Below are 22,388 nucleotides of genomic sequence, written 5' to 3' on the forward strand. Positions count from 1 at the left end.
CCGAACATGAACGAAAGTAGGCTAGTGGTGGGCCGGTTCATTCGGCGTTTCGGCGGCACCTAGCATTCCCACTCGGGTCACCGCGCGAGGTGGCTGCCACCCCCACCGACACGACGAGGTCCGTCCTGTGAAGTTTTCCTTCCGCCCGAACGAGGGTGCCTTCTACGAGCTCTTCACCAGGGCCGCGCAGAACTTGGTGCGGGGCACCGAACTCCTCAACGAGCTGGCCCTGCCCGGCGTTGTGGTGCAGTCGGTCAGCGAGCGGCTCACCGAGGTGGAGCACGACAGCGATCAGATCACCCACGAGCTGTACAAGAAGATCAACTCTACCTTCATCACGCCGTTTGACCGGGAGGACATCTACCGGCTCGGCTCGCTGCTCGACGACGTCATGGACCACCTGGAGGCGGTCGGAAACCTGCTCTACCTGTACGGCCTGACCGAGCTGCCGTCGCTGCCCCGGGAGATGCACGAACTGGTCAACGTCCTGGACCAGCAGGCGAGGCTGACCGCTGAGGCGATGCCCCGACTGAGGTCGATGCGGGACCTTGAGGACTACTGGATCGAGTGCAACCGGCTGGAGAACGACGGCGACCAGGCGTACCGGATGCTGCTGGTCCGGCTCTTCTCCGGCGAGTACGACGCGTTGACCGTGCTGAAGATGAAGGAGGTCGCCGACGAGCTTGAGGCCGCCTGCGACGCCTTCGAGCACGTGGCGAACACAGTCGAGACAATCGCGGTCAAGGAGTCCTGATCCGTGACCCCTGAACTCATCGCCGTGCTGGCGGTGATCGCAGTTGCGTTGGTCTTCGACTACACGAACGGATTCCACGACGCCGCCAACGCGATCGCGACCAGCATCTCCACCCGAGCGCTGACCCCCCGGGTCGCTCTGGCCATGGCGGCGGTCGGCAACTTCATCGGTGCGCACTTCGGTGCGGAGGTCGCCAAGACCGTCGGTAGCGGCCTGGTGGAGTTGCCCACCGGTACGGCCAGCCTGGCGATCGTCTTCGCCGGTGTGGTCGGTGCGATCGTCTGGAACCTCATCACCTGGTACTTCGGCCTGCCGTCGTCCTCGTCGCACGCCCTGATCGGGGGCTTGGTCGGCTCCACGGTGGCGGCTTCCGGCACGGTGCTGTGGAGCGGCATCGGCCAGAAGGTCATCGTTCCGATGATCCTGTCGCCGATGGTCGGTCTCCTGCTCGGTTACATCGTGATGGTCGCGGTGCAGTGGATCTTCCGGCGGGGGCACCCGGGCAAGCTCAACCGGGGCTTCCGTTGGGCCCAGAGCGCCTCGGCCGCGGCCATGTCGGTCGGCCACGGCATGCAGGACGCGGCGAAAACGATCGGCATCGTGGTGCTCGCCCTCTTCGTGGGTGGTTTCCAGGGCAGTCCGACGCACATCCCGGAGTGGGCCTTCTGGACCTCTGCCGCGGTGCTCGCCGCCGGCACGTACGCCGGTGGGTGGCGGATTATCCGGACCCTGGGCCGGAAGATCATCGACCTGCGGCCGCCGGAGGGCTTTGCCGCCGAGACCGTGGCCAGCTCGGTGCTCTACTTCAATGCGCTGGTGCTGGGCGCGCCGATCTCCACCACCCACACGATCACCTCGGCGATCATGGGTGTCGGTGCCACCAAGCGGCTCTCCGCCGTTCGGTGGGGGGTCGCCGGCAACATCGTGGGCGCCTGGATTCTCACCTTCCCGGCGGCCGGCGGCATCGGTGCCCTGACGTACTTCCTGGTTCGTCCGTTGTTCAGCTGAGGTGCGGGCAGGGGCACTGGGCGTTCCGCCGGCCGGGATCTAGGCTCGCTCCATGACTAGCGACGGCGATGGTTTCCCTGCCCCATCGGCGCTGGTGGAGCACGCCCGCCGGTTCCGCGAGCAGGGGGGCGTCCCGGCGGAACCCCGGGTGGCGGCCACCGTACTACTACTTCGGCCCGCCGCCCCCTCGTCCGCTGCCCCGCCGTCCGCCGGCCGGGACGGCTTCGAGGCATACCTGATCCGCCGGGTCGCGGCGATGGCCTTCGGCGGTGTGTACGCCTTCCCGGGTGGCGGCGTGGATGCATCGGATTCGACGGCCCACGTTGACTGGGCCGGGCCGACCCCGGATCAGTGGGGAACCCGGCTGGGGCTGGCTCCGACGGCGGCACAGGCGGTCGTCTGCGCCGCCGCGCGGGAGGTGTTCGAGGAGGCCGGGGTCCTGCTCGCCGGCCCCGACGCCGACACGGTCGTCGGTGATGTGGCCGGCGATGACTGGGAGGCGGCCCGGGTAGCCCTGGAACGGCGGGAGCTGGGCTTCGCTGAGCTGCTTGCCCAGCGAGGCCTTACCCTTCGCTCGGATCTGCTGCTGCCGTGGAGCCGGTGGATCACACCCGAGTTCGAGCCGCGTCGGTTCGACACGTACTTCTTCGTCGCCCGGCTACCGGTGGGGCAGCGTACCCGGGATGTCTCCGGTGAGGCGGACCGCACGCTCTGGATCTCCCCGGCCGACGCCTGCGCCACCGGGGAGCTGACCATGCTTCCGCCCACCCTGGTCACCCTCGGGCAGGTGGCAGCCTGCCGGGACCTGGCCGGTGTCATCGCCGCCGCGGCGAACCGCGATTCGGCGAGTCCGGTGATGCCTCGGCTGGAGGATTCCGGCGCTGGGCCCCGGTTTCTGCTGCGCTGACCGGCCGGTCAGGCTTCCGTCCCAGCGCCGGTGCTGGATTCGGCTGATTCGGGCCGTAGCCGGTAGGTTGCTGTCTATGCGATGTGGCTGACTCGTGGTTCGCCAAGGCGTACCCGCCCTCGGGACGACGGCGGAGCCGCGAGGCGAGCAGGTGGAGGCGCGATGGTCCGGAGCGGCTACGACGAGCAGCTTGATCGGTTGACTGGCGCCTTGGTGGTGATGAGCCGGGAGGCCGTGGGGGCGATCCGGGGTGCGGGTACCGCGCTGCTGGACGTGGACCGGGAAGCAGCCGAGCAGGTTGTTCGGAACGACGCGGTCCTCGATCAGCTTCGCTGGGACATTGAGGCGGCCGTTCCGGAGCTGCTCGCCCGGCAGCAGCCGGTCGCCTCGGACCTGCGCCTGGTGCTCTGCGCCATCCGGATCGCGGCCGACCTCGAGCGGATGGGCGACCTCGCTGTCCACATTGCCAAGGTCGTGCAGATGCGGTACCCGGTCATGGTCGTCCCTCCGCCGGCGGCAGCCGTGGTGACGGAGATGGCCGAAGCGGCGGCACGGCTCGCGGAGAAGGCCTCGACCGTGCTCGCCACCCGCGATCCGCTGACCGCGATGCAGATCGGGCTCGACGACGACGAGGTCGACACCGCCCAGTCGCGCCTGCTGTCGCTGCTGTTGGCCAGCTGGCAGTACGGGGTGGAGAGCGCCATCGACCTCGCCCTGGTCGGCCGCTACTACGAGCGGTACGCGGACCATGCGGTCAACGTGGCGCGTCAGGTTGTCTACCTGGTCACCGGCACGATCCGGCTCTAGGCCGGTCGGGTCAGCGCCGGCCGCGCAGACCCGGGGCGGGCGCTCGACGGGACCCGGAGGTCGGGGGCCGCGATCCGGACATCTGGGGAGCTGGTGGCCCGAAAGTCACAGTGCTGATGTTCCCGGCCACGATTCTCGTCGTGGAGTTCACTTTTCGTTCACTTAGCGCCGGTCGCGCGGCTACCTGGGCCTTCTACCTTGACTTCTCGTACGGCCCGGACGGGCTGGCACACCCCGATAGAGAGGCTTTCTGGTGAACCGCAACGTGCTTTCGCGGCGCGTCCTCGCCGGCACCGCGCTCGCCGCGCTCGCGCTTACCGGCTGCAGCAGCAACAACGAAGGCGCCGATGGTGGCGAAAAGCTTTCGGGTGAGGTCAAGGTCAACGGCTCCAGCACCGTCGCTCCGCTGAGCGAGGCCGCGGCCACCTTCTACCGGGAGGTCCAGAACGGCGTCAACGTCTCCGTCGGCACCTCCGGCACCGGCGGCGGCTTCGAGCGGTTCTGCAAGGGGGAGACCGACATCTCTGACGCCTCCCGTCCGATCAAGGAGTCGGAGATCGAGGCCTGCGAGGCGGCCGGGATCCAGTACAAGGAACTGGTCGTCGCCAACGACGCCCTCACGGTGGTCGTCAGCAAGGACAACGACTGGGCTGACTGCCTCACGGTTGACCAGCTCAAGGCGATCTGGGAGCCGAACTCCAAGGTCGCCAACTGGAACCAGGTCGACCCCAGCTTCCCGGACGAGCCGCTGAAGCTCTTCGGCCCGGGCACCGACTCCGGCACCTTCGACTACTTCACCGACGAGATCAACGGTGAGGAGGGCGCCAGCCGCACCGACTACACCGCGTCGGAGAACGACAACGTCGTGGTGCAGGGCGTCGCCGGTACCAAGGGCGGACTGGGCTACTTCGGCTTCACCTACTTCGAGGAGAACGCGGACAAGCTCAAGGCGCTCAAGGTCGACGGTGGCGCCGGCTGCGTCGAGCCGAGCCTGAAGACCGCGCAGGAGAACACCTACCAGCCGCTCTCCCGGCCGCTGTTCATCTACGTCAGCGACGCCGGTGTCAAGAAGGAGCAGGTCGCGGACTTCGTCAACTTCTACATCGAGGAGATCGACGAGATCGTCCTGGAGGCGAAGTACGTCCCGCTCACCGAGGAGCAGAAGAGCACCCTCCAGGCTGAGTTCGACGCCCTGAAGGCTGCGGCCTGACGTGTCCACCAGTACCTCGAACGCCGGTTCCGCCGCGGGCAGCGCCCTGCGGCGGGGCCGGCGTCGCCCCGTTGACAGCACCGTCAAGGTCCTGCTCGTCGCTGCCGCGTTGGTCTCGGTCGCCACCACGATCGGGATCGTCATCGCGTTGGTGCAGCCGACGATCGGGTTCTTCCAGCAGGTCAGCGTCGTTGAGTTCATCACCGGCACGAGCTGGACGCCGACCTTCGCGCAGAAGGCCTACGGTGTCCTGCCCCTTGTCGCCGCCACGCTGACGGTGACCGGCGTCGCGCTGACCATCGCCGTTCCGCTCGGCCTGGGCTCGGCGATCTACCTCTCGGAGTACGCCAACCCGCGTACCCGCAAGGTGCTCAAGCCGATCATCGAACTGCTCGCTGGCGTGCCGACGGTCGTGTACGGCTTCGTCGCGCTCTTCGCACTCAACCCGCTGCTGCAGAAGTGGTGGCCGACCGACGACGGACCGGCCTTCCAGAACCTGCTCATCGCGGGTATCGCGATGGGCATCATGATCGTGCCGACCATCGCCAGCATCTCCGAGGACTCGATGGCCGCCGTTCCGCGCAGCCTGCGCGAGGGCGCGTACGCGCTGGCCTCCACGAAGATGCAGGTGTCCACGCGGGTGGTGGTGCCGGCGGCGATGTCCGGCATCGTCGCCGCGGTTGTCCTGGGGATCTCCCGCGCGGTGGGGGAAACCATGATCGTTACGATCGCGGGTGGCCTCACCTCGGACCGGATCGTCCTCAATCCGCTGGAGGGGGCGGCGACCATGACCGCCTTCATCGCCAACATCTCCTCGGGCGACATTCCGGTCGGGTCGCTCGACTACGACTCGGTATTCGCCGTCGGTGCGCTGCTGTTCCTCATCACCTTCGCGCTGAACGCGGTGTCGATCCGGATGGTCCGTCGTTTCCGGGAGGTCTACGAGTGAGCACCCCCACCACCACCACCGAGACCCGACCGGATTCGTCCGCGTCGGGTAATGCGCTGACCCAGCGCCGTAGCCGGCCGGGTGAGGTCGCGTTCCGGCTGGCGATGCAGGCCTGCCTGCTGATCGCCTTCGGCGTACTCGCCGCCCTGCTGACCTGGGTGCTCGTCAAGGGCTGGAACCGGCTGGACTCCCGGCTGTGGACCGAGATGCCCACCGGTCTGGTGAGCCGGCTGGACGGCGCTGGCGTGCAGTCCGCGCTGGTCGGCACGCTTTGGATCATCTCGCTGGTCGCGTTGATCTGCCTGCCGATCGGCGTCCTGTCCGCGATCTACCTGGAGGAGTACGCGGACAACACCCGCTGGTACAACCGGCTGCTGGAACTCAACATCCAGAACCTCGCCGGCGTACCATCGATCATTTTCGGTATTCTCGGCCTGGGGATCATCGCCCGGGCGCTCGGCCTTGGGTTCACGGTCATCACCGCGGCGATCGTGTTGTCGCTGCTGGTCCTGCCGGTGGTCATCATCGCCACCCGGGAGGCCATCCGGGCGGTGCCGCAGTCGATCCGGCATGCCTCCTACGCCCTCGGTGCGACCAAGTGGCAGACCGTGTCCCGGCAGGTGCTGCCGTCGGCGGTTCCGGGGATCGCCACCGGGTCGATCCTGGCTTTGTCCCGTGCGATCGGGGAGGCCGCCCCGCTGATCGTCCTGGGTGCGGTCACCTTCATCACCTTCAACCCGGATGGGCTGGACAGCGGGTACACCGCGCTGCCGATCCAGATCTACACCTTCATCACCCGCTCGCAGTCGGAGTACACGGAGCTCGCTGCCGGTGCCATCGTCCTGCTGCTGGCGATTGTGCTCGCGATGAACTCGATCGCGATTTTCGTTCGTAACCGGTTCGAGAAGCGCTGGTGAGTAGTCCGATGACGGATCACCGGCTCCACCGTCCCACCCACCCCATCCCGAGGTGAGCACCGTGAACCCCACCGACACCACCAACCGGCCCAGCGTCAGCATTGCCGGCGTTGGCGCCCAGCCGACCGGAACCTCCAAGCCCGACGCGGCGGACCCGGTGATGGAGCTCTCCGGAGTCAGCGTGTTCTACGGCGCCTACGAGGCCGTACGCGACACGTCGATGCCGATCCAGGAGAAGCAGATCACGGCGATGATCGGCCCTTCCGGGTGTGGCAAGTCGACCATCCTGCGGTCGTTGAACCGGATGAACGACCTCATCCCCGGAGCTCGCGTCTCCGGGGCGGTGACGTACCACGGCCAGGACCTGTACGCCAAGGACGTTGACCCGATCGAGGTCCGGCGCCGCATCGGCATGGTCTTCCAGAAGCCGAACCCGTTCCCCAAGTCGATCTACGACAATGTGGCCTACGGGCCGCGGGTCACTGGCATGAAGGTCTCCAGCATGGATGACCTGGTGGAGAAGGCGCTGCGCGACGCCGCCCTCTGGGACGAGGTCAAGGACAAGCTCAAGACCAGCGGTCTGGCCCTCTCCGGCGGTCAGCAGCAGCGGCTCTGCATCGCCCGGACGATCGCCGTCCGGCCCGAGATCATCCTTATGGACGAGCCCTGCTCGGCGCTCGACCCGATCGCCACGGCGAAGATCGAGGACCTGATGTCGGAGCTGTCGAACGACTACACGATCGTCATCGTCACCCACAACATGCAGCAGGCGGCCCGGGTCAGCCACTACACCGCCTTCTTCACGGCCGAGGTGGACGAGCGGCAGGAGCGGCACGGTCGGCTGGTCGAGTTCAGCCAGACAGGCAAGCTTTTCACCAACCCAGCGGACAAGCGCACGGAAGACTACATCACCGGCCGCTTCGGCTGAGCCCGCGGCCGGTGTCGATGAATAACGTCGTCGAGAACACCAGGGGTGGCTACCGAGCGGAGGGGCGCTTTCTACTGTTTGTGGTGGATGACGACAAGGTCGCCGGCCCAGAGTTGGTGACGGAGTTATCCACCCTCCGGGTGCATGGGCGATACTTCCCGCACGCCGCCGAGGCGCTGCTGGCAGCTGGCGCCCTGCAACCGGACGCGGCGGTCGTGTCGGCTGGGCTCACCACCATGGCCAGCACCGAGTTGGTCCGGCTGTTGGTCGGGCAGGCCGGCATCCCCACCCTGGTTGGGGTGGGAGATGACGACGGGTCAGTGGTCGTCGGGGCGCTCCGGGCGGGTGCCACTGCCTGCGTCCGACGGCCGTACCGGATGGACGAGGTGGTGCCGATCCTGCGGGGGATCCGGCCGGAGACCGCCGGCAGCCTGGATCCCCCGATTGAGCTGGGTGGTCTCCGGATGGAACCGGCCACCTACGAGGTGACGCTGCACGGTCGGCCGATGTCGCTGCCGTTGAAGGAGTTCCGGCTTCTGTACTTCTTCATGACCCACGCGGACCGGACGGTCAGCCGGGAGCAGCTGTTGTCGGCGGTGTGGGGCGGTTCGACCGGGGAGAGCTCGAACACCCTCACGGTGCACATCAAGCGGCTCCGCAAGCGACTGGAGGCGGAGGGGGAGCGGCAGCCGCTCATCATCACGGTGCGGGGGCTGGGCTACCGCTTCACCCCACCGGAGCATCAGCCCAGTTGGTAGTTGACGTGCGCCGACCAGCGGGCGAAGCCAAGCCGCTCGTAGAGAGCCACTGCCGCGGTGTTGGACTCGTCCACGTAGAGCATCACCCGGTCCAGGCCCCGCTGGTCCCGGAGGTACGCCAGGCCAGCCGCGGTGAGTGCTTTGCCGAGCCCCCCACCGTGGGCGGTCGGGTCAACACCCACCACGTACACCTCCCCGATGCGGGCGGAGCCGGGCCGCTCGTGGACCTTGGTCCAGTGGAAACCGAGCAGCCGTCCCGCTGGGTCAACGGCGAGGAGGAAACCGGCCGCGTCGAACCACGGCTCGTCGCGGCGGGCCCGCAGGTCGGCGGCGCTCCAGCGGCCTTGTTCCGGGTGGTCCGCGAAGGCCTTGGCGTTGAGTGCCAGCCAGGCGTCGTCGTCGGCTCCGGGTCGGTACGCGCGCAGCGTCACCCCATCGGGTAGGGGCGGCTGCGGGATCGGGGCGGTGAGGGGCCGGCGGAGCTGCCAGAGCACCCGGGCACGCCGATAGTCCAGGTCCACGGCGAGCGCCGCGGCGGAGGGGTGGTCGCCGTGCGCCCAGGCGCGGAGCGGCCCGATGACGGCCGCGCGTACGCCTCGGGCCAGGGCTCGTCCGGTTCCCCGACGGCGGTACGCGGGGTGGACCGCCAACTCCACCCCGGTGCCGGCGGCGGGGTCGGTGGTGTCCAGGTGCGCGTACCCGGTCAGGGTGCCGTCAGCGGTGCGGGCGGTGAGGTGGCAGGTCGGTGCGTGCGGGTCGCGGAGCCGGAGCAGGGTGTGCTCGTTGAAGGGGTCCGCGCCGTCGGCATCCCCCGCGGCTCGGGCGAGTGCCAACACGTCGGTGATCTCCGGCGGGCTGAGCCGGTCGGTCCGGGTCACCCGGTCGCTGGCGGGTTCGGTGCTGTTCATCCGGTCACGGTAGCCCGGGCGCCGGTCAGGTGACGCCGGGTGGCAGTGCCGTTACCAGGAACCGGGCGGTGAGCTCGGGCAGGATCTGGTTGAGGGCGTCCACGGTGTCCTGCCGGGGCCCACCCGAGTCGTGCAGCAGCACGATCGAGCCGGGTTCGACTCCGTCAAGCACGGTTGTCATGATGGGATCGGCGCCCGGGCTCTCCCAGTCCCGCGGGTCGATTGTCCAGTGCAGCGGGGTCATTCCCAGCTCCTCGGCCGTGGACACGACCGAGTAGGTCCAGGCGCCGCCGGGCTGGCGGTAGTACGCGATGGGGGCCCCGGGGACGGCGGCGTGGATGGCGTTGCTGGTTCGGGTCAGGTCTGCCCGGATCTCGTCCGGCGAGCGGGAGCCGAGGGCGATGTCGTGGTTCCAGGTGTGGTTGCACAGGGTGTGCCCGTCGGCCACGATCGCTTGGACCAGCTCCGGGTAGGCGCTAGCGTTCTCGCCGGTCACGCAGAAGGTGGCGGTGACCCCGTACGTCCGCAGGGACCTGAGGACCTGTGGGGTGTACTGGGGGTCTGGTCCGTCGTCGAAGGTCAGCGCCACGGCCGAGGTTTCGGTGGTGCGCCGGGTTCCTTCGTCGTAATAGTCGCTGCTTGGGGTCGGGTCTGGGGCGGCTGCGCTGTCGCCGTCGCCCTGCCGTGGTGTCGTGGTGCTGCCGTCGGGTGTTGGTGCCCCCGACGGCGCGGGCTGGTCGGGTGAGTGTGGCGTGGTGGCGTTGCTGGTGATCGGGTCCCCGGTCGGCGCGATGCCGCGCCCGATCGCGAACGCGGAGCCGAGCAGCGCGATCACGACGGCGGCCGCGATGGCGAGGGAGCGGGTGGCTGGGTTGAGCTGCCTCAGCCCGCCCATCCGGGTGGGATCGCCGCCTTTCGTCTGCACCGTATGTACCCCCGTACTTACCGGTAAGCGGTCCTAGAACATGAGAATAGTCCCGATTATGGGTAATAATCGGGCAAATAGTTAATAGCGGATCAGACGGAGACCGGGGCGGGCTCCGACTCCGGTAGCGCCCGGGCGGGCGGAACAACGAACTTGTAGCCGACCTGGCGGACGGTGCCGATCATCGACTCGTACTCGGAGCCGAGCTTGGCGCGCAGCCGTCGGACGTGCACGTCCACCGTGCGGGTCCCGCCGAAGTAGTCGTAGCCCCACACCTCGCGCAGTAGTTGGTCTCGGGTGAAGACCCGCCCCGGATGCTGCGCCAGGAACTTGAGCAGTTCGAACTCCTTGTAGGTCAGGTCGAGGGGGCGGCCCTTCAGCTTCGCGGCGTAGGTGTCCGGATCGATGGTCAACTCGCCGGCCCGGATCGAACTGTCGGCCCCCGTGGTCGCGTCCGTCAACCGGCCGATCACTAAGCGTAACCGGGCCTCGACCTCGGCGGGGCCGGCTGAGGCGAGGATTACATCGTCAACGCCCCAGTCGGCGTTGAGTGCGATCAGCCCGGCTTCGGTGACGACCGCGAGCAGGGGTGCGTTGAGCCCGGTGGCGTGCAGCATCCGGCAGGTGTCCCGGGCCTCGCTCAGCTCGGAACGGGCGTCGATCACGACCACGTCCGGGCTGGGGCCGGCGACCAGCGTACGTACGTCGCGTGGGGCGGTGCGGACCGAGTGGGGTAGTAAGTCGAGCGCTGGCAGCACAGCGGATGGTTCACCTGCGCGTGCCGTCACCAGAAGCAGGATCTCCACGATCACCTCCGTCCCGGCGGCGCGGTGGCCGCGCGTGACCAGCGCGCGCTCCGCACTGAGGGCGCTGGGGTACTGCGTGGTCCCGGCGTCACTGACGGGCGGGTAAACAGGTTGAGCCTAACCGATCGCCCTGCGTCAACCTGCAGCGCAAATCCGTTTCGTCTGTTATGCCCATGACTGGGGGGTAGGTTTTAACGTCACCGAAACCATGCCGCCCGCGGTGCCACGCGGTCTGGCACGATCGGTGGGTGCTTCCCTCCAGCAGGCCCGAGACCGGCCGTGAGCCCTGGCCCGAACAGCCGTCCAGCGGTCCGCCCGCACCGCGGGCCGGGGGCGACGATGGGCGGTCGGAGCGCGGTGGCCCACGCCGAGCCCGGCGGGACGGGGAGTCAGGCCGTCGGCCCGCGGGTGACCCCGGCGACGGCCATGACCAGGACGTGGAGGAGGTCCCGCCGGTCGAGGTGCGCCGAACCCTCGCGCTGGCCGTCGCCGGCTTCGCGGTGCTGCTCGGGATGGGGCTGGTGCTGGCGGCGCAGACCAGCGGCCCCGGGCACCGGCTGCCTTTCACCGCCGTCATCTTCGGTGTCCAGGCGCTCTCGGTGCTGACCTGGACGATGGCGTTTCGCCCACCGGCGCTGATGACGGTGGCCGGGGTGGGTGCCGTCGCCGCGATCGTCGCCGACACCGTCGCCGTCCGGAGTGATCCGGCCCGGCTGATGCCGCTGGTGCAGGTCCTGCTGGTCGGCCTGGTTGCTGCGGTCGTGGGGCAGTTCGTCCGGCGGGTCGACCGGGCGCAGGTCCTCGAATCGTTGCGCGGCACCGTGCTCATCGTCGCCGGGGTTGTCGCCTTCCCCACCATGATCGTGCTGACCCGGATCCCGATGGGCACCCAGGTCATCACGGTCTGCCTGGCCGCGGCCGGGGTCGCGCTCGCCGTAGCCCGAATCACCGACGCGTTCGCCGCCTGGCCCCGGCTGGCCCCCCAGGTGCCGCGGGGCGCGGCTGGTGTGGTCGGCGGCGCCATGATCGGCACCATGGTCAGCGCGCTCCTGGGCAGCTACCTCGTCACCCCGTTCACCCCGACCCGGGCCGCGATCATGGGACTGGTCGCGGCGGTCGTCGCCGTCCTGGCCGACCTCGCCGTTGGGTTCGCGGAGGCGGGTCGGGAAATGGCCGGCGAGCCGACAGCCGGGTGGGCGATCCAGCACATCCAAGGTCCGCTCACCGGCCTCGCCCTCGCCGCGCCGGCCGCGTACGCCCTGTGCAAGCTGGTTCTCTGAGCGGTCGGAGCGCCATCGCCCGGGTAACCTCGCCGCAGTGACGGCGGCGACAGGAGCAACAGTGGTGCCAGGAGGAGCTGTGACGACCGAGGAGCGCCCGCAGCAGGACGAACGCCCCCGGCGGCAGCGCGGGCGGCGGATACTCGTCGTGCTCCTGGTCCTGCTTCTGGTCCTGGTCGGGCTGTTGGTGGTGGCCGACCGGGTGGCGGCGGGGGTGGCCGAACGCGCCCTGACCGACCAGGTACGCGAGGAACTCGCCAAGGAAGGCGTTCAGGCTGGGCCGCCCGAGGTCGAGATCGGCGGCTTCCCCTTCGTCACCCAGGTCCTCGACGGCCGCTACGAGCGCATCTCCATCGGGCTCAACGAGGTCCGGGGATCAGTCCAGGGCGACGTGCTGGCCCTGCCAGTCCTCGACATCGACGCCTACGACGTGACCGCCCCGCTGGACACCCTTCGCTCCGGACGGGGCGGGGTGATCGCCGGGAGTGTCACCGGCACCGGCACCATCAGCTACGACAGCATCGCCGCCCGGCTCGACCGGGAGGGGCTGCAGCTGGGGGAGCGGGACGGCCAACTCGTGGTGACCGCTCCGGTGGAGCTCCTCGGGGAGCGGGTGCCGGTCAGCGGCACCGCCGACATCACGGTCGACCAGGGTCAGGTGTCGCTGCGGTTCACCGACCTGACCCCCGATGGGGTGCCGAACGGGTCGCTGGTCCGGACGCTCCTGAGTAGCTTCGCCGAGGGCATCTCCGTGGACGTGCCACTGCCGGTGCTCCCGTTCGACCTCACCGTCAGCGAGGTCCGGCCACTACCCGAAGGGCTCCAGGTCACCGCGGAGGCGGCCGAGGTGCCGCTTCACGCGGCGAGCTGAGTCGAGTACGCGTCCCGGATGCTGGTTGAGCCGTGGCCGGCGGCGACATCGCTGGTAGTCTCCCTGCCCATGGGGATGTTCCTCACCAAGCGGCGCGCGGTCGACCTGTGCCGTGTGGCCACCTGCCTGTGTTGCCCCGTCCAGTTGACGGCGGGGCTGTTCTCGGCCGCCTGACGCGGCCTCCCAGCGCCCAGGGTCTGCGCACCTGACTGGTGCCCCCTCCTGCGCCAACCAGCGGCGCCGTCGCACGAACCCGTGATCCGATCCGAGCCATGGGTCCCGCGCGTGGTGGACCACTGACACACCATGACTCCCGCGCGCTGGCTCACCATCCATCCTCACCAGGAGTGATCTGATGAGTCGTGACACCGCACTCGTCTCGGCCGACTGGGCCGAGAAGAACCTCGAAACCCCGGGTGTCGTCTTCGTCGAGGTTGACGAGGACACCTCGGCCTACGACACCGGCCACCTGCCCGGCGCGATCAAGCTCGACTGGAGGACCGACCTTCAGGACCAGGTCCGCCGGGACTTTGTGAACAAGGACCAGTTCGCGGCGCTGCTCTCCGAGCGGGGCATCGCCAACGACGACACCGTCGTCCTCTATGGCGGCAACAACAACTGGTTCGCCGCGTACGCGTACTGGTACTTCGCGCTCTACGGCCACCGCGAGGTCCGGCTGCTCGACGGCGGTCGCAAGAAGTGGGAGCTGGACGCCCGCCCGCTGACCACCGAGGTGGTGTCCCGTCCGGCGACTCCGTACGTGGCGCAGGAGCCGGACCACACCATCCGGGCGTTCCGCGACGAGGTGGTCGCCGCTATTGGCACGAAGAACCTGGTCGATGTCCGCAGCCCCGACGAGTACGCGGGCCGCCTGCTCGCCCCCGCCCACCTACCGCAGGAGCAGGCGCAGCGCGCGGGCCACGTGCCCACCGCGCTCAGCGTGCCGTGGTCCAAGGCGGCCAACGAGGACGGCACCTTCAAGTCCGACCAGGAGCTACGCGAGATCTACGCCGCGGCCGGGCTGGACGACAGCCGGGAGACCATCGCCTACTGCCGGATCGGTGAGCGCTCCTCGCACACCTGGTTCGTGCTCCAGGAGCTGCTCGGCCACCGGAACGTGAAGAACTACGACGGCTCCTGGACCGAGTACGGCTCACTTGTCGGTGTGCCGGTGGCGCTCGGCGACGAGCCGGGGAAGGAGTGAACGTCGTGACTGCTTCGACCGCGGCCGGTTGCGCCGCCCCGAATCAGGCCGCCCCGCTGCCGGCCAGCCTCGACCTGGAGAAGGAGACCGTCATCACCGGTGTTGTCCGTGACGCCGCGGGTGAGCCGGTGACCGGTGCGTACGTCCGTCTGCTCGACTCCACCGACGAGTTCACCGCCGAGGTGGTCACCTCGTCGGCCGGGCAGTTCCGCTTCTTTGCGGCGCCGGGCACGTGGCGACTGCGTGCGCTGTCCCGGCACGGCAACGGCGACCTCGTCATCACCGCCAGCCGGGGCGTCAACGAGGCGATCGTCCCGGTCGTCGTCGACTGACAGCACGCGCTGTCGGACTGCGGCCCGCTACCTCCAGTTGCGGGCCGCAGTCGTCTGGTCGCGTCGGGCGTGGCCGACGTTGGGCTGGAGGAACCGTCGGGAACAGCCGCCGTCGTGCTCGGGCCGCAGCCGGCAGCGCCAGCCGTGTTCCAGTAGCCGGTCACAGAAGACCTGATGGTGTACGTCGGGTGCGCCGGTGACAGAGACGGTCGTCTCGCCGAGCACCAGCTCGGGCAGGAAGCCCAGGGAGCGGGCCAACGAGCGGGCGAGCAGGCGCGCGCCGGCGAGGTCGTCGGCGTGCAGGGTCAAATGGACGACGAAACGTGGTCTCTCGTCAAGGCCGGTCACGGTCATGCCCGTACGCCGGGGGTGGTCCGGGACTGCCAGTCGCGCAGCGCCCGCTTGATCCGGATGTTCTCGTCCCGGGTGCTCCTCAGCTCGGTCTGCAGCGCGGACAGGTCCGCTGCGACCCGATAGCGGAAGTTCCACCTCGGAGGCGTCGAGTCCCCGCCGGACCTGTGGGAACTGCCGCTGGCGTACCTGATCGGGGGTCAACGGCCAGCGTGTCGCCGACCGGTGGTGCCCGCCCGCGTTGCCGGCGAACGACCGGTGGCGGTCCGCATCGCTGTCGGTGCCGGCGGGGCGGCCTATGTTCGCACCGATCAGCGAGCCGGTGCGAGCAGTGGGGTGGCTCGGGGCAGGGCGGCCTCGCCAGTGACGAAAGCGTCGGAACGGGTTACGCACGTCAACCACCTCTCCGGATCGGACGGGCCGGGGTGAGCCATGCCCAGCCCACCCCGCCCGGGGGATCGGCCCTACTCGTTGCCACGCGATGAGGACCTGCCGCTCGACTTATACAAGGAAGCCAAGGTAGGCAAGGAACGCCTTGAACTTGTCGTCCTTGTCTTTCTCGTGATCGAATCGGAGGTGCCACGCGAGGAGTGACATGCCAGCGACACCGGACTATATCCGGATCTCCGATGAGATCATTGATGACATCAGGTCGGGCCGATACAAAGCGGGGGACAAGCTGCCCTCAATCGCTCAGCTCTGCGAGCGGTACCACGTAAGCCCGTCCACGATCCAGCTCGTCAACGTGCGACTGGAGGCGCTGGAGGTGATCAACCGTCACCAGGGCAAGGGCGTCTTCGTGACCGATCCGAAGACATGGCTCCGGAAGCCCTGAGCCGCAGGGCGAACCGGGCTGGCTATTGTCCGACGGCTACTCGGGCTGGAGCACGTCCTCTCGACGGCGATCGCTCGCCATGACCAGCGAAGGTGGATGCGCGGTGTCGTCCCCGGTGGACGACGTCTGGTGCTCGACATCGAACGGCCGGCGGCCGTGGTCAGTCGACGCATGACCGGGCGTGCCGGCGGCTGGCGTCGCACGGTCGGGAGGAGCTGGGGTGGTCGCCCCCTTGGGCGATAACGCCGCTCCACTGTCAACACCGCCACCTTCGCCGGCTGAGCGGGGCGACGCCGCACACGCCCCACTGCGCTGACGGATTGCGTGACTATCTCATTGCCCGCTGTTGCGGTGGCGCATTCGGCCGAGTCCCAGTTACTAGTTTATCGAATACATAAACTTGGTAACGAATCGGTAAAGAGGAGTAGGTGACATAAAGCATCTGTGAAGCAGCGGACAAGTTGTATCTTTTGCTAAAAGCCGAGGTCAGAGCTGGCTTCTAGCGGTGCGGTAAGGCGCTTGGTGTCGCCAGGATTGCTTGGGGCCCAATCATGTGTATGATTCGTCTACGTCAACACCGGCGCTCGGTCGGATCGACCGGGTGTGCGGAAGGGAAAGTGATTGGGTGGCCTAGTCGTGTCATGAAGCACGCCGCGGGCCAGCAATCTGGATATTGCCTACCGGGTAGCCGCCAAGTCGGAAGAGGAATGGTATGAGGTTAAAGAGGACGCGAGCGCTCCTGGCGATGTCGATCGGCACCGCGGCGGCGGTGTTGATGACCGCCTCGCCCGCACAGGCAGCGGCGATCACCGACATCACCACGCTGCTCGAAGATATGTCGAGTCACGCCTACCCTCCTTTTGGTTTTGAGGTTACCGCCACCCCGATCCTGATTACGGAATCGGATGCGGTTCCGGTGGGTTCGGCGAAGGTGGTGTCGAGTGCCCCGTTCTACCTGGGGTGCGCGAGTTTGACGAACTCCACAAGTTCGGATCAGACCCTGTGGAGCCACTCGTTCAGTAAGGCCTTCACAAACACGGTGTCGACGACCGTCACCACTGGTGTGTCGTCAACCTCGAAGGTTTCGGGTACCTTCTCCCTTTCGAAAGTGGTCGGTCTCGGCCTCGAAGAGTCAGTGACGGTGTCGTACCAAGATTCGGAAACCCAGTCGGAGTCGATCAAGGAGACGCACACCGCGCCGTCTCAGCGTGTGCTGGTGCCCGCACAAACAACCCGGTACGTCGTGTCGTCGCTGACGCAATCCACCTACACTGGCGAGTTGGCGCTGAATGCCAATTTCACTGGCGGCTTTACGGCCAAGAGTCTGAACGGTCCGCTTCCGCCGGTGCTCAATATCTATGACACCCTGTCTCGGGCGGAAGACCGTGGCGGCCAGCTTCCCACGGGATTCTCGCTGAACTCATCCACCAAAAGGTTGGACTTCCAGGGTACCGGGACCTACACGGTGAAGGCTGGGGCTAACTTCCGCGTTGAAGTCCTGGAAACGTTGCCGGGGGGTTTGAAGACTTCACAGTGCAGCTGAGTCGAAACGGGACCCCGGTGGCCGCCAAGGGTGCAGCCACCGGGGCCGTCCCGCCGGCGCCTGCCACAACAACGGTGCCCCGCCCGACCGTGAGGTCAGGCGGGGCACCGTGACGAGCGCTCCCGATAGCCCCGACGAGCTCGGCAGCGACGTGGGGACCAGGACCAGCCTCCGGCCGCCACTGTCACCGACGCGGCGGCGAGCACGAACGGCAGTTCGGCACCGGAGGGTGGCGTGAGTCGTCAGCCGCGCGACCTGGCCGTCAACTGACTCGCGCACAGGCGGGATCGGGCGGTGCTGAACACTGGGAGTGCCCATACTGGATGGTTTGATGGGTTTTAGGCAAAATCTCAGATTTTGCGCTTCCGACGATGACTCACTGGCCTGTTGTGGGTGGATGGCAACAAATCGAACGTTCACGTGAACATCGTGTACCGCATGGCGGTGTGATTATTTACCACCTTCATAGTTCTGATATTGATTCGACCTCGGTCCGGGTTCTAAGATTTCGCCGTCTTCGACGTTCTCCCGTAGCTGCTGGCGGGCTGGCGGTCCACCGGTGGCCAACCGGTGGCAGAAGGAAGGGGGCGGCTATTGTGCGCCTATGCCGTTCGAGCCCCTTTCCACTATGGAGTCGGCCCTCTGGGGGCTGCTAGGTAGCTTCATCGTGGAAGCACTCGAACTCGGCGCTGCGTTGCGACGTGCGAAAACCCTGCCCTGGAAACGCCCCGACGAGCCAGGGCTCCCCGCTTACCTGGCCTCAGTCGTGCTTCGGCTCGCCGCCGGCGCGGGACTGGCCGCCCTCATCGGCGCGGACGGGCGCCTGGCCAGCCCCTTAGCCGCCGGGCTTCTCGGCATCACCGCACCGCTACTGATCGAAAAAGTTCTGCGCCAGGTTGACCTGGCATCGACCGAGGTGGACACACCGCACCACCACTCGACATTACCCCTCAGCCGTTCCGTGCCACCCCCGCTGGCAACGGACCAGAAGCTGGCCTCAGGAGATGCGGATTCTTCCGATGTCGACTGACTCTTTCCGCCGTCAACTCGTGCTCGCGCTCGGTCGTTCCACCCCCGCCTTTCACTCACCACGAGCAGCCCGACCTGGCCGGTTAAGACACCTCATTGCTGCGTTGAGCCGACGTACCCCAGCCTTCGCCAGCCCGCAACGCGGTAGCCTGCCCAACGCCGATCTCCGTCAGGACGCCTCGCGCATTGGCGATTCCCGCATGAACGACTTGGCTGGTGCGGAGCTCAACAACAGGGATCTTCGCGAGGCCGATCTCGTCGGAGTCAACCTCGCCCGCGCCAACTTCGCCGGAGTCGACCTCACCGGTGCCAACCTCGCCGGTGTTGACCTGCGTGGCGCGGACCTGACCGACGTCGACCTCACTGGCGCGAACCTCGCCGGTGTTGACCTGCGTGGCGCGGACCTCACCGACGTCAACCTCACCGGCGCGCTTCTCATCGGTGCCAACCTCGCCGGTGCCAATCTCGCTGGTGTCGACCTGACCGCCGCCAACCTCCGTGGTGTTGATCTTGCCGGCGTCGACCTCACTGGTGTCGAGTTGACCGCCGCCAACCTGACGGCGGCCGACCTCACGCGGGCCGATCTCACCGGCGCGCTTCTCATCGGTGCCGACCTAACCGGTGTGGATCTTGCCGGCGCGAACCTTGCCGGCATCGACCTTCGCGGCGTCAATCTCACCGGCGTCGACCTCACCAGCGCCGATCTCCGTGAGGCCAACCTCGACCGCGCCAACCTCACCGGGGTCAACCTCTGTGAGGCCAACCTCTACGGTGCCGTTCTCACCAGCACGAAACTTGCGGGGGCGCGGTGGGATTGGGCCACCATCTGGCCGCCCGAGCGGGCGGCGGAAATTTGGTTCCGGTCGGCGGAACGACCGGATCAACCGGGCGTCTACGTAGTGCTACCAGAAGCCGGCGGCCGAGACCGCCAATCCGTTGTTGTGTGACCGCACGTAGGCGTTGGGGTAGCCACAAGTACATCTCTCGGGCCTTCACCCCGCATCCCCGAGCTTCTCGATGCGATCGGCGACCTCGAAGTCACCGTGACCTGCAGCAACCCGAAGCGCAGCGTCGCGGGCCACCGAACTGGCGGCAGGTCATGTACGATCGGTCCACATTCGAGCGAAGCGCTACGAGTGGTGCGTTAAGTGCTGTAGTGCCAGAGTCATCAAGTGCTGTAGTGCCAGAGTCATCCGCGTCTCTGGACCAGGCTAAAGAGGATTATGAAAATGTCGGAAGTTGCGGCCAAATCTTCAAGCGCGCAATCCGGACGGCGGCCGTGATTGGCCTGGCGGGAGCTGCTGCAGTTGCGGTGCCATCGTCGCCAGCCGCCGCTGACATAGGCGACGGGCTCCTAGCCTGCAGTGTCGGCGAAATTTGTTTTAAAAAGAACTGGGACGGAAACTGGGATCTCGGCCGTCGTCCACCACGGCTCCAGATGTAGGTCTCGGCTTGTTCGCCGAACTGCCTAGAGTCCAGCTGTTTTCTCCGTGGCCCGGGAACATGTCCAGGCGGAGCTATTCGGCAGTAAGGCGCAGTTGCTGCCGCTGTTGCCACCACAGGTACCCACAGGCCGGGATCCCGGGTGACGGACTAGCGCTCGGTGACCTGGGAGGTAGTTGATCATAAAATTGGCATAGCGATCATCGAATGCGTCATGCGCGCCGCTGCGGGTACGCCTTGCTGGATCCGGATCCGGGCCATGGATATACCGGGCGTTCGACTGACTTCCATCGGCTGAAACCGCCCCGTCCTGGCGGCATGGTCCAATGCAACTACGACTACAGGAAATCATCAACGCTCCTCTCGGTCGCCGGAGAAGTCCCTCAGAACGCAGGTCAGAAGCCGGAAGCTGGGCCGGCGCCATACAAGAACGTGTTGCGGCCAGACTTGACTAAGGCGGCTAGCTATTTGCCAGTCGCTAAGCTGGCTACTACGCTGTCTCTAGTATCATCCGTAATTATCTTCCGCGTCCCAGCATAAGGCAACAAGCCAGAATGCAAGGTGTACTGCAGCAATGAGACAGACTTTTCCGGCGCCTCTACTCCGAGTGAGCTCTGCAGCGCTGCTTGTAGCCGGCCTCATCGCCGGTTGCTCATTCGACGACCGGGCCTCGACCGACAATGCGGCGTCAGCCGACTCTGATGCCTCTACCGCTCAACCGTTCGACGCTTTGCGAGGTGAAGAGCTTGGCATTCTTCGCCACTCGATCCGTAAACTGCGAAACGAGTGCCTCGCCGAGGCCGGCTATCCGCAGAACCTGACCCACATGGCACAGGAGCCGGATGACGATTTCGACCACCTCCGCTTCGACCTTCGAACGTTTGGTCCGGTTGACGAGCAAGAGGCGCGCCGGTCAGGATTCGGGAAAGACGCTCCAGCCCAAATTGCTCGCATTGTGAGCTTCGATGCGAATTACGACCAGGAGGTGGAGCGATGTGAGCTGGCAGCTTCGAAGAAAATCGGTCCGGAGGCGCAGGAGCTGTCCGTCAGTTACGGCGAGCTGGGCAACACGCTCATGGGCGAATTCGGAAAGGAATACGAAAGGCTAATAGGTCCTCAGTTGTCCGAGCTGCGTACGTCGCTGCGAGATTGCCTCGCGGAGGCGGGCTTTCAGGCAGAAGACCCCGAGGATTTCGCCCGGGAACCCTATCCGGAAAAGCTCGGCGTGCGCTTCGGTGCTCATGAAACAATAGTCGAGGAGGCGTGGTCGCCGGAGCGTAAGGAGGGCACTATCCAGATAGGTCCAGCAATTCCGGCAAAGAAATATGTTCCTACTGAGGAGGAGGTCGAGCTGGCCGTTGCCTGGTCTAAATGCACCCAACGCCTAGAGTTCAAGGAGCGCCTGATGCCTCTGGTCATCTCGGCGCAGCAAACTGTGTACGAGCGGCACGAGGAACAGCTTGCCGAGCATGCGGATAAGACTGTCGATCTCGCTAAGAAGGCAGCCGACCTTAAATGGTGAGACGTGCGCAGTTAATCCTCCATCGCGGTATCCTGCCGCTGGCATTCGCCGCGTCCACAATCGGGTTGGGCGCCTGCGGCAGTGGGAACGACGCGAATGCAACGCGCTTTCACCCGCTCCCCGGGCCTGTTGATGCAAGTGTGGGTAGCTCGGTTGCGTTTACGCCGGAGGATGTTCAGCGGATCGCTGAGCTCTCCGAGGTTACCGCCGCGGAAGGAAATAGCACCGCCTACAGCGTCACGGCCCGACATGCGGGCACTGGTAAGGAGCACGAAGCCATGGTCGTCACGGCCGCTGTTGACCAACAGTTGCGGTCGCTGGAGGTGGTATCGGGCACCTACCCCGCCGACGCCGGCGAGGCATGTGTGGACGATCAAGTCGCCGCCTCGCTCGGCTGGACGACGGGTGACCAACTCGCGTTGTCGAGGCAGAGCAGCTTAGTCGAGGTCGTCGTAACTGGTGAATGCGTGCGGCCGGCGGGCGATGAGTTCGGTGCCTCCGAGCTGATCGTGGCCGTACCGCTGGCGGATATTACGAGTATTACCGGCAGTAACGGTGCCGACGAGGTGATGATCCGACTGACTACTCCCGAGTCCGCGTCCACGCTTTACGATTCAGTGAGTCTCTCGCTAGGGCGTGACGTCGCAATGATTTATGGTGACCATCTACGTGGCGTCCTGGAATGACCAACGGCAGCTATAGAGGGTCTGGCGGATTGAAGTCGGCGACTCAGAAAGTCGGCACTATTCACCCCGCAAACGAGGAGGTTAGCCCTGAAGTTGATCGATTTCGGTGCATTGACGAACGCCTGAGTTAGCTCGCTGTCCGTAGCCTCAGAGTTGACACACTGGCTCGTCGAGCTGATTGCTTTGTGGGGGAGCCCCGAATTTGGAAGTCAAGTCCACAGGGAGGAGCGGTCGGCCACTGCGGCAGAAACTTGGCCGTCCGCTTTCGATCGCCGGGATCTTTGTGCTGGTTGGCGCGTTGGTTGGGGTGTCGTTCTGGTTGGGCCCCAAACTTCGCTCACCCGAGCAGGCGGCCGCAGATGCGGCGCCGCCGACGCCATCGGTGGTGACTGGTTCCGGTCGGCTGAACGACCGG

24 protein-coding genes and 1 pseudogene are annotated in these 22,388 nt (G+C 66.8%); 20 read left to right on the forward strand and 5 right to left on the reverse strand.

All coding sequences use genetic code 11. From position 1 onward, the window contains the following. Window positions 1-127 precede the first annotated feature (127 nt). The 9 genes from SALPAC4_RS0111395 to SALPAC4_RS0111440 all read left to right on the forward strand — a co-directional run bounded on the left by SALPAC4_RS0111395 (window position 128) and on the right by SALPAC4_RS0111440 (window position 8,238). On the forward strand, window positions 128-754 hold the full coding sequence (locus SALPAC4_RS0111395) for a DUF47 domain-containing protein (protein ID WP_018218078.1): 627 nt from the start codon (window positions 128-130) through the stop codon (window positions 752-754). Window positions 755-757: 3 nt separating this feature from the next. Then, window positions 758-1,762, forward strand: a complete 1,005-nt coding sequence (locus SALPAC4_RS0111400) for an inorganic phosphate transporter (protein ID WP_019870426.1) — start codon at window positions 758-760, stop codon at window positions 1,760-1,762. Window positions 1,763-1,814: 52 nt separating this feature from the next. Continuing rightward, entirely contained in the window at window positions 1,815-2,669 is an 855-nt protein-coding gene (locus SALPAC4_RS0111405) for an NUDIX hydrolase (protein ID WP_027644640.1), read from the forward strand. A 162-nt stretch (window positions 2,670-2,831) separates the two neighbouring features. After that, window positions 2,832-3,476, forward strand: coding sequence for a phosphate signaling complex protein PhoU (gene phoU / locus SALPAC4_RS0111410; protein ID WP_018744896.1), 645 nt, complete (start codon window positions 2,832-2,834; stop codon window positions 3,474-3,476). 253 nt (window positions 3,477-3,729) lie between these two features. Further along, entirely contained in the window at window positions 3,730-4,686 is a 957-nt protein-coding gene (locus SALPAC4_RS0111420; RefSeq protein ID WP_019870429.1) for a PstS family phosphate ABC transporter substrate-binding protein, read from the forward strand. 1 nt (window position 4,687) lies between these two features. Next, window positions 4,688-5,635 (forward strand): phosphate ABC transporter permease subunit PstC, encoded by a 948-nt coding sequence (gene pstC / locus SALPAC4_RS0111425; RefSeq protein WP_018730300.1) that lies wholly within the window; start codon window positions 4,688-4,690, stop codon window positions 5,633-5,635. Next, on the forward strand, window positions 5,632-6,552 hold the full coding sequence (pstA, locus tag SALPAC4_RS0111430) for a phosphate ABC transporter permease PstA (protein WP_019870430.1): 921 nt from the start codon (window positions 5,632-5,634) through the stop codon (window positions 6,550-6,552). Before pstC ends, pstA begins: the two co-directional genes overlap by 4 nt. Window positions 6,553-6,613: 61 nt before the next feature. Continuing rightward, complete coding sequence (gene pstB / locus SALPAC4_RS0111435) at window positions 6,614-7,480, forward strand: phosphate ABC transporter ATP-binding protein PstB (RefSeq protein ID WP_027644639.1); 867 nt, start codon at window positions 6,614-6,616, stop codon at window positions 7,478-7,480. Between the two features lie 17 nt (window positions 7,481-7,497). Next, a complete protein-coding gene (locus SALPAC4_RS0111440) occupies window positions 7,498-8,238 on the forward strand; it encodes a response regulator transcription factor (protein WP_018736322.1) in 741 nt (246 codons plus the stop codon). Here the strand turns inward: SALPAC4_RS0111440 and mshD are convergent. The 3 genes from mshD to SALPAC4_RS0111455 form a co-directional block, all read right to left on the reverse strand. Further along, the gene (mshD, locus tag SALPAC4_RS0111445; protein ID WP_019870433.1) at window positions 8,223-9,146 is read right to left on the reverse strand and encodes a mycothiol synthase; all 924 of its coding nucleotides are present in this window, start codon (window positions 9,144-9,146) and stop codon (window positions 8,223-8,225) included. The two genes, SALPAC4_RS0111440 and mshD, sit on opposite strands and share 16 nt — an antisense overlap. 25 nt (window positions 9,147-9,171) lie before the next feature. Next, window positions 9,172-10,041: a polysaccharide deacetylase family protein gene (locus SALPAC4_RS0111450; RefSeq protein WP_019870434.1), complete on the reverse strand. Its 870-nt coding sequence runs from the start codon at window positions 10,039-10,041 to the stop codon at window positions 9,172-9,174. A gap of 122 nt (window positions 10,042-10,163) precedes the next feature. Then, window positions 10,164-10,883, reverse strand: a complete 720-nt coding sequence (locus SALPAC4_RS0111455) for a winged helix-turn-helix transcriptional regulator (protein WP_019870435.1) — start codon at window positions 10,881-10,883, stop codon at window positions 10,164-10,166. Window positions 10,884-11,125: 242 nt separating this feature from the next. On the opposite strand from SALPAC4_RS0111455, the gene SALPAC4_RS0111460 reads away from it, so the two are divergent. The 5 genes from SALPAC4_RS0111460 to SALPAC4_RS0111480 all read left to right on the forward strand — a co-directional run bounded on the left by SALPAC4_RS0111460 (window position 11,126) and on the right by SALPAC4_RS0111480 (window position 14,564). After that, window positions 11,126-12,157 carry a hypothetical protein gene (locus tag SALPAC4_RS0111460; RefSeq protein WP_027644638.1) on the forward strand — a complete coding sequence of 344 codons (1,032 nt, stop codon included), beginning with the start codon at window positions 11,126-11,128 and terminating at the stop codon, window positions 12,155-12,157. Window positions 12,158-12,236: 79 nt separating this feature from the next. Then, on the forward strand, window positions 12,237-13,028 hold the full coding sequence (locus tag SALPAC4_RS0111465) for an LmeA family phospholipid-binding protein (protein WP_019870437.1): 792 nt from the start codon (window positions 12,237-12,239) through the stop codon (window positions 13,026-13,028). Between the two features lie 18 nt (window positions 13,029-13,046). After that, window positions 13,047-13,202, forward strand: a complete 156-nt coding sequence (locus tag SALPAC4_RS29125; protein ID WP_019870438.1) for an Ms5788A family Cys-rich leader peptide — start codon at window positions 13,047-13,049, stop codon at window positions 13,200-13,202. A 181-nt stretch (window positions 13,203-13,383) separates the two neighbouring features. Next, complete coding sequence (locus tag SALPAC4_RS0111475) at window positions 13,384-14,232, forward strand: sulfurtransferase (protein WP_019870439.1); 849 nt, start codon at window positions 13,384-13,386, stop codon at window positions 14,230-14,232. Continuing rightward, window positions 14,229-14,564, forward strand: coding sequence for a DUF1416 domain-containing protein (locus SALPAC4_RS0111480; RefSeq protein WP_019870440.1), 336 nt, complete (start codon window positions 14,229-14,231; stop codon window positions 14,562-14,564). The genes SALPAC4_RS0111475 and SALPAC4_RS0111480 overlap by 4 nt, the downstream gene beginning before the upstream one ends. A gap of 27 nt (window positions 14,565-14,591) precedes the next feature. Here the strand turns inward: SALPAC4_RS0111480 and SALPAC4_RS0111485 are convergent, their stop codons facing one another. Further along, on the reverse strand, window positions 14,592-14,918 hold the full coding sequence (locus SALPAC4_RS0111485) for a hypothetical protein (protein WP_019870441.1): 327 nt from the start codon (window positions 14,916-14,918) through the stop codon (window positions 14,592-14,594). Further along, window positions 14,915-15,317, reverse strand: a pseudogene (locus tag SALPAC4_RS26460) (DivIVA domain-containing protein). Before SALPAC4_RS26460 ends, SALPAC4_RS0111485 begins: the two are co-directional and overlap by 4 nt. A gap of 193 nt (window positions 15,318-15,510) precedes the next feature. Between SALPAC4_RS26460 and SALPAC4_RS0111500 the strand changes: the two are divergent. The 6 genes from SALPAC4_RS0111500 (at window position 15,511) to SALPAC4_RS0111525 (ending at window position 21,973) form a co-directional block, all read left to right on the forward strand. After that, window positions 15,511-15,750, forward strand: a complete 240-nt coding sequence (locus tag SALPAC4_RS0111500) for a winged helix-turn-helix domain-containing protein (protein ID WP_018254638.1) — start codon at window positions 15,511-15,513, stop codon at window positions 15,748-15,750. A gap of 712 nt (window positions 15,751-16,462) precedes the next feature. Next, window positions 16,463-17,293 carry an ETX/MTX2 family pore-forming toxin gene (locus SALPAC4_RS0111505; RefSeq protein WP_019870444.1) on the forward strand — a complete coding sequence of 277 codons (831 nt, stop codon included), beginning with the start codon at window positions 16,463-16,465 and terminating at the stop codon, window positions 17,291-17,293. A 604-nt stretch (window positions 17,294-17,897) separates the two neighbouring features. Continuing rightward, on the forward strand, window positions 17,898-18,323 hold the full coding sequence (locus SALPAC4_RS0111510) for a hypothetical protein (protein ID WP_019870445.1): 426 nt from the start codon (window positions 17,898-17,900) through the stop codon (window positions 18,321-18,323). Between the two features lie 199 nt (window positions 18,324-18,522). Next, a complete protein-coding gene (locus tag SALPAC4_RS25290; RefSeq protein ID WP_019870446.1) occupies window positions 18,523-19,269 on the forward strand; it encodes a pentapeptide repeat-containing protein in 747 nt (248 codons plus the stop codon). 1,103 nt (window positions 19,270-20,372) lie between these two features. Continuing rightward, the gene (locus SALPAC4_RS0111520; protein WP_223874733.1) at window positions 20,373-21,287 is read left to right on the forward strand and encodes a hypothetical protein; all 915 of its coding nucleotides are present in this window, start codon (window positions 20,373-20,375) and stop codon (window positions 21,285-21,287) included. Continuing rightward, complete coding sequence (locus SALPAC4_RS0111525; protein ID WP_223874734.1) at window positions 21,281-21,973, forward strand: hypothetical protein; 693 nt, start codon at window positions 21,281-21,283, stop codon at window positions 21,971-21,973. The genes SALPAC4_RS0111520 and SALPAC4_RS0111525 overlap by 7 nt, the downstream gene beginning before the upstream one ends. Window positions 21,974-22,388 lie beyond the last annotated feature (415 nt).

It is taken from the genome of Salinispora oceanensis (assembly GCF_000383575.1).
Lineage (GTDB): Bacteria > Actinomycetota > Actinomycetes > Mycobacteriales > Micromonosporaceae > Micromonospora > Micromonospora oceanensis.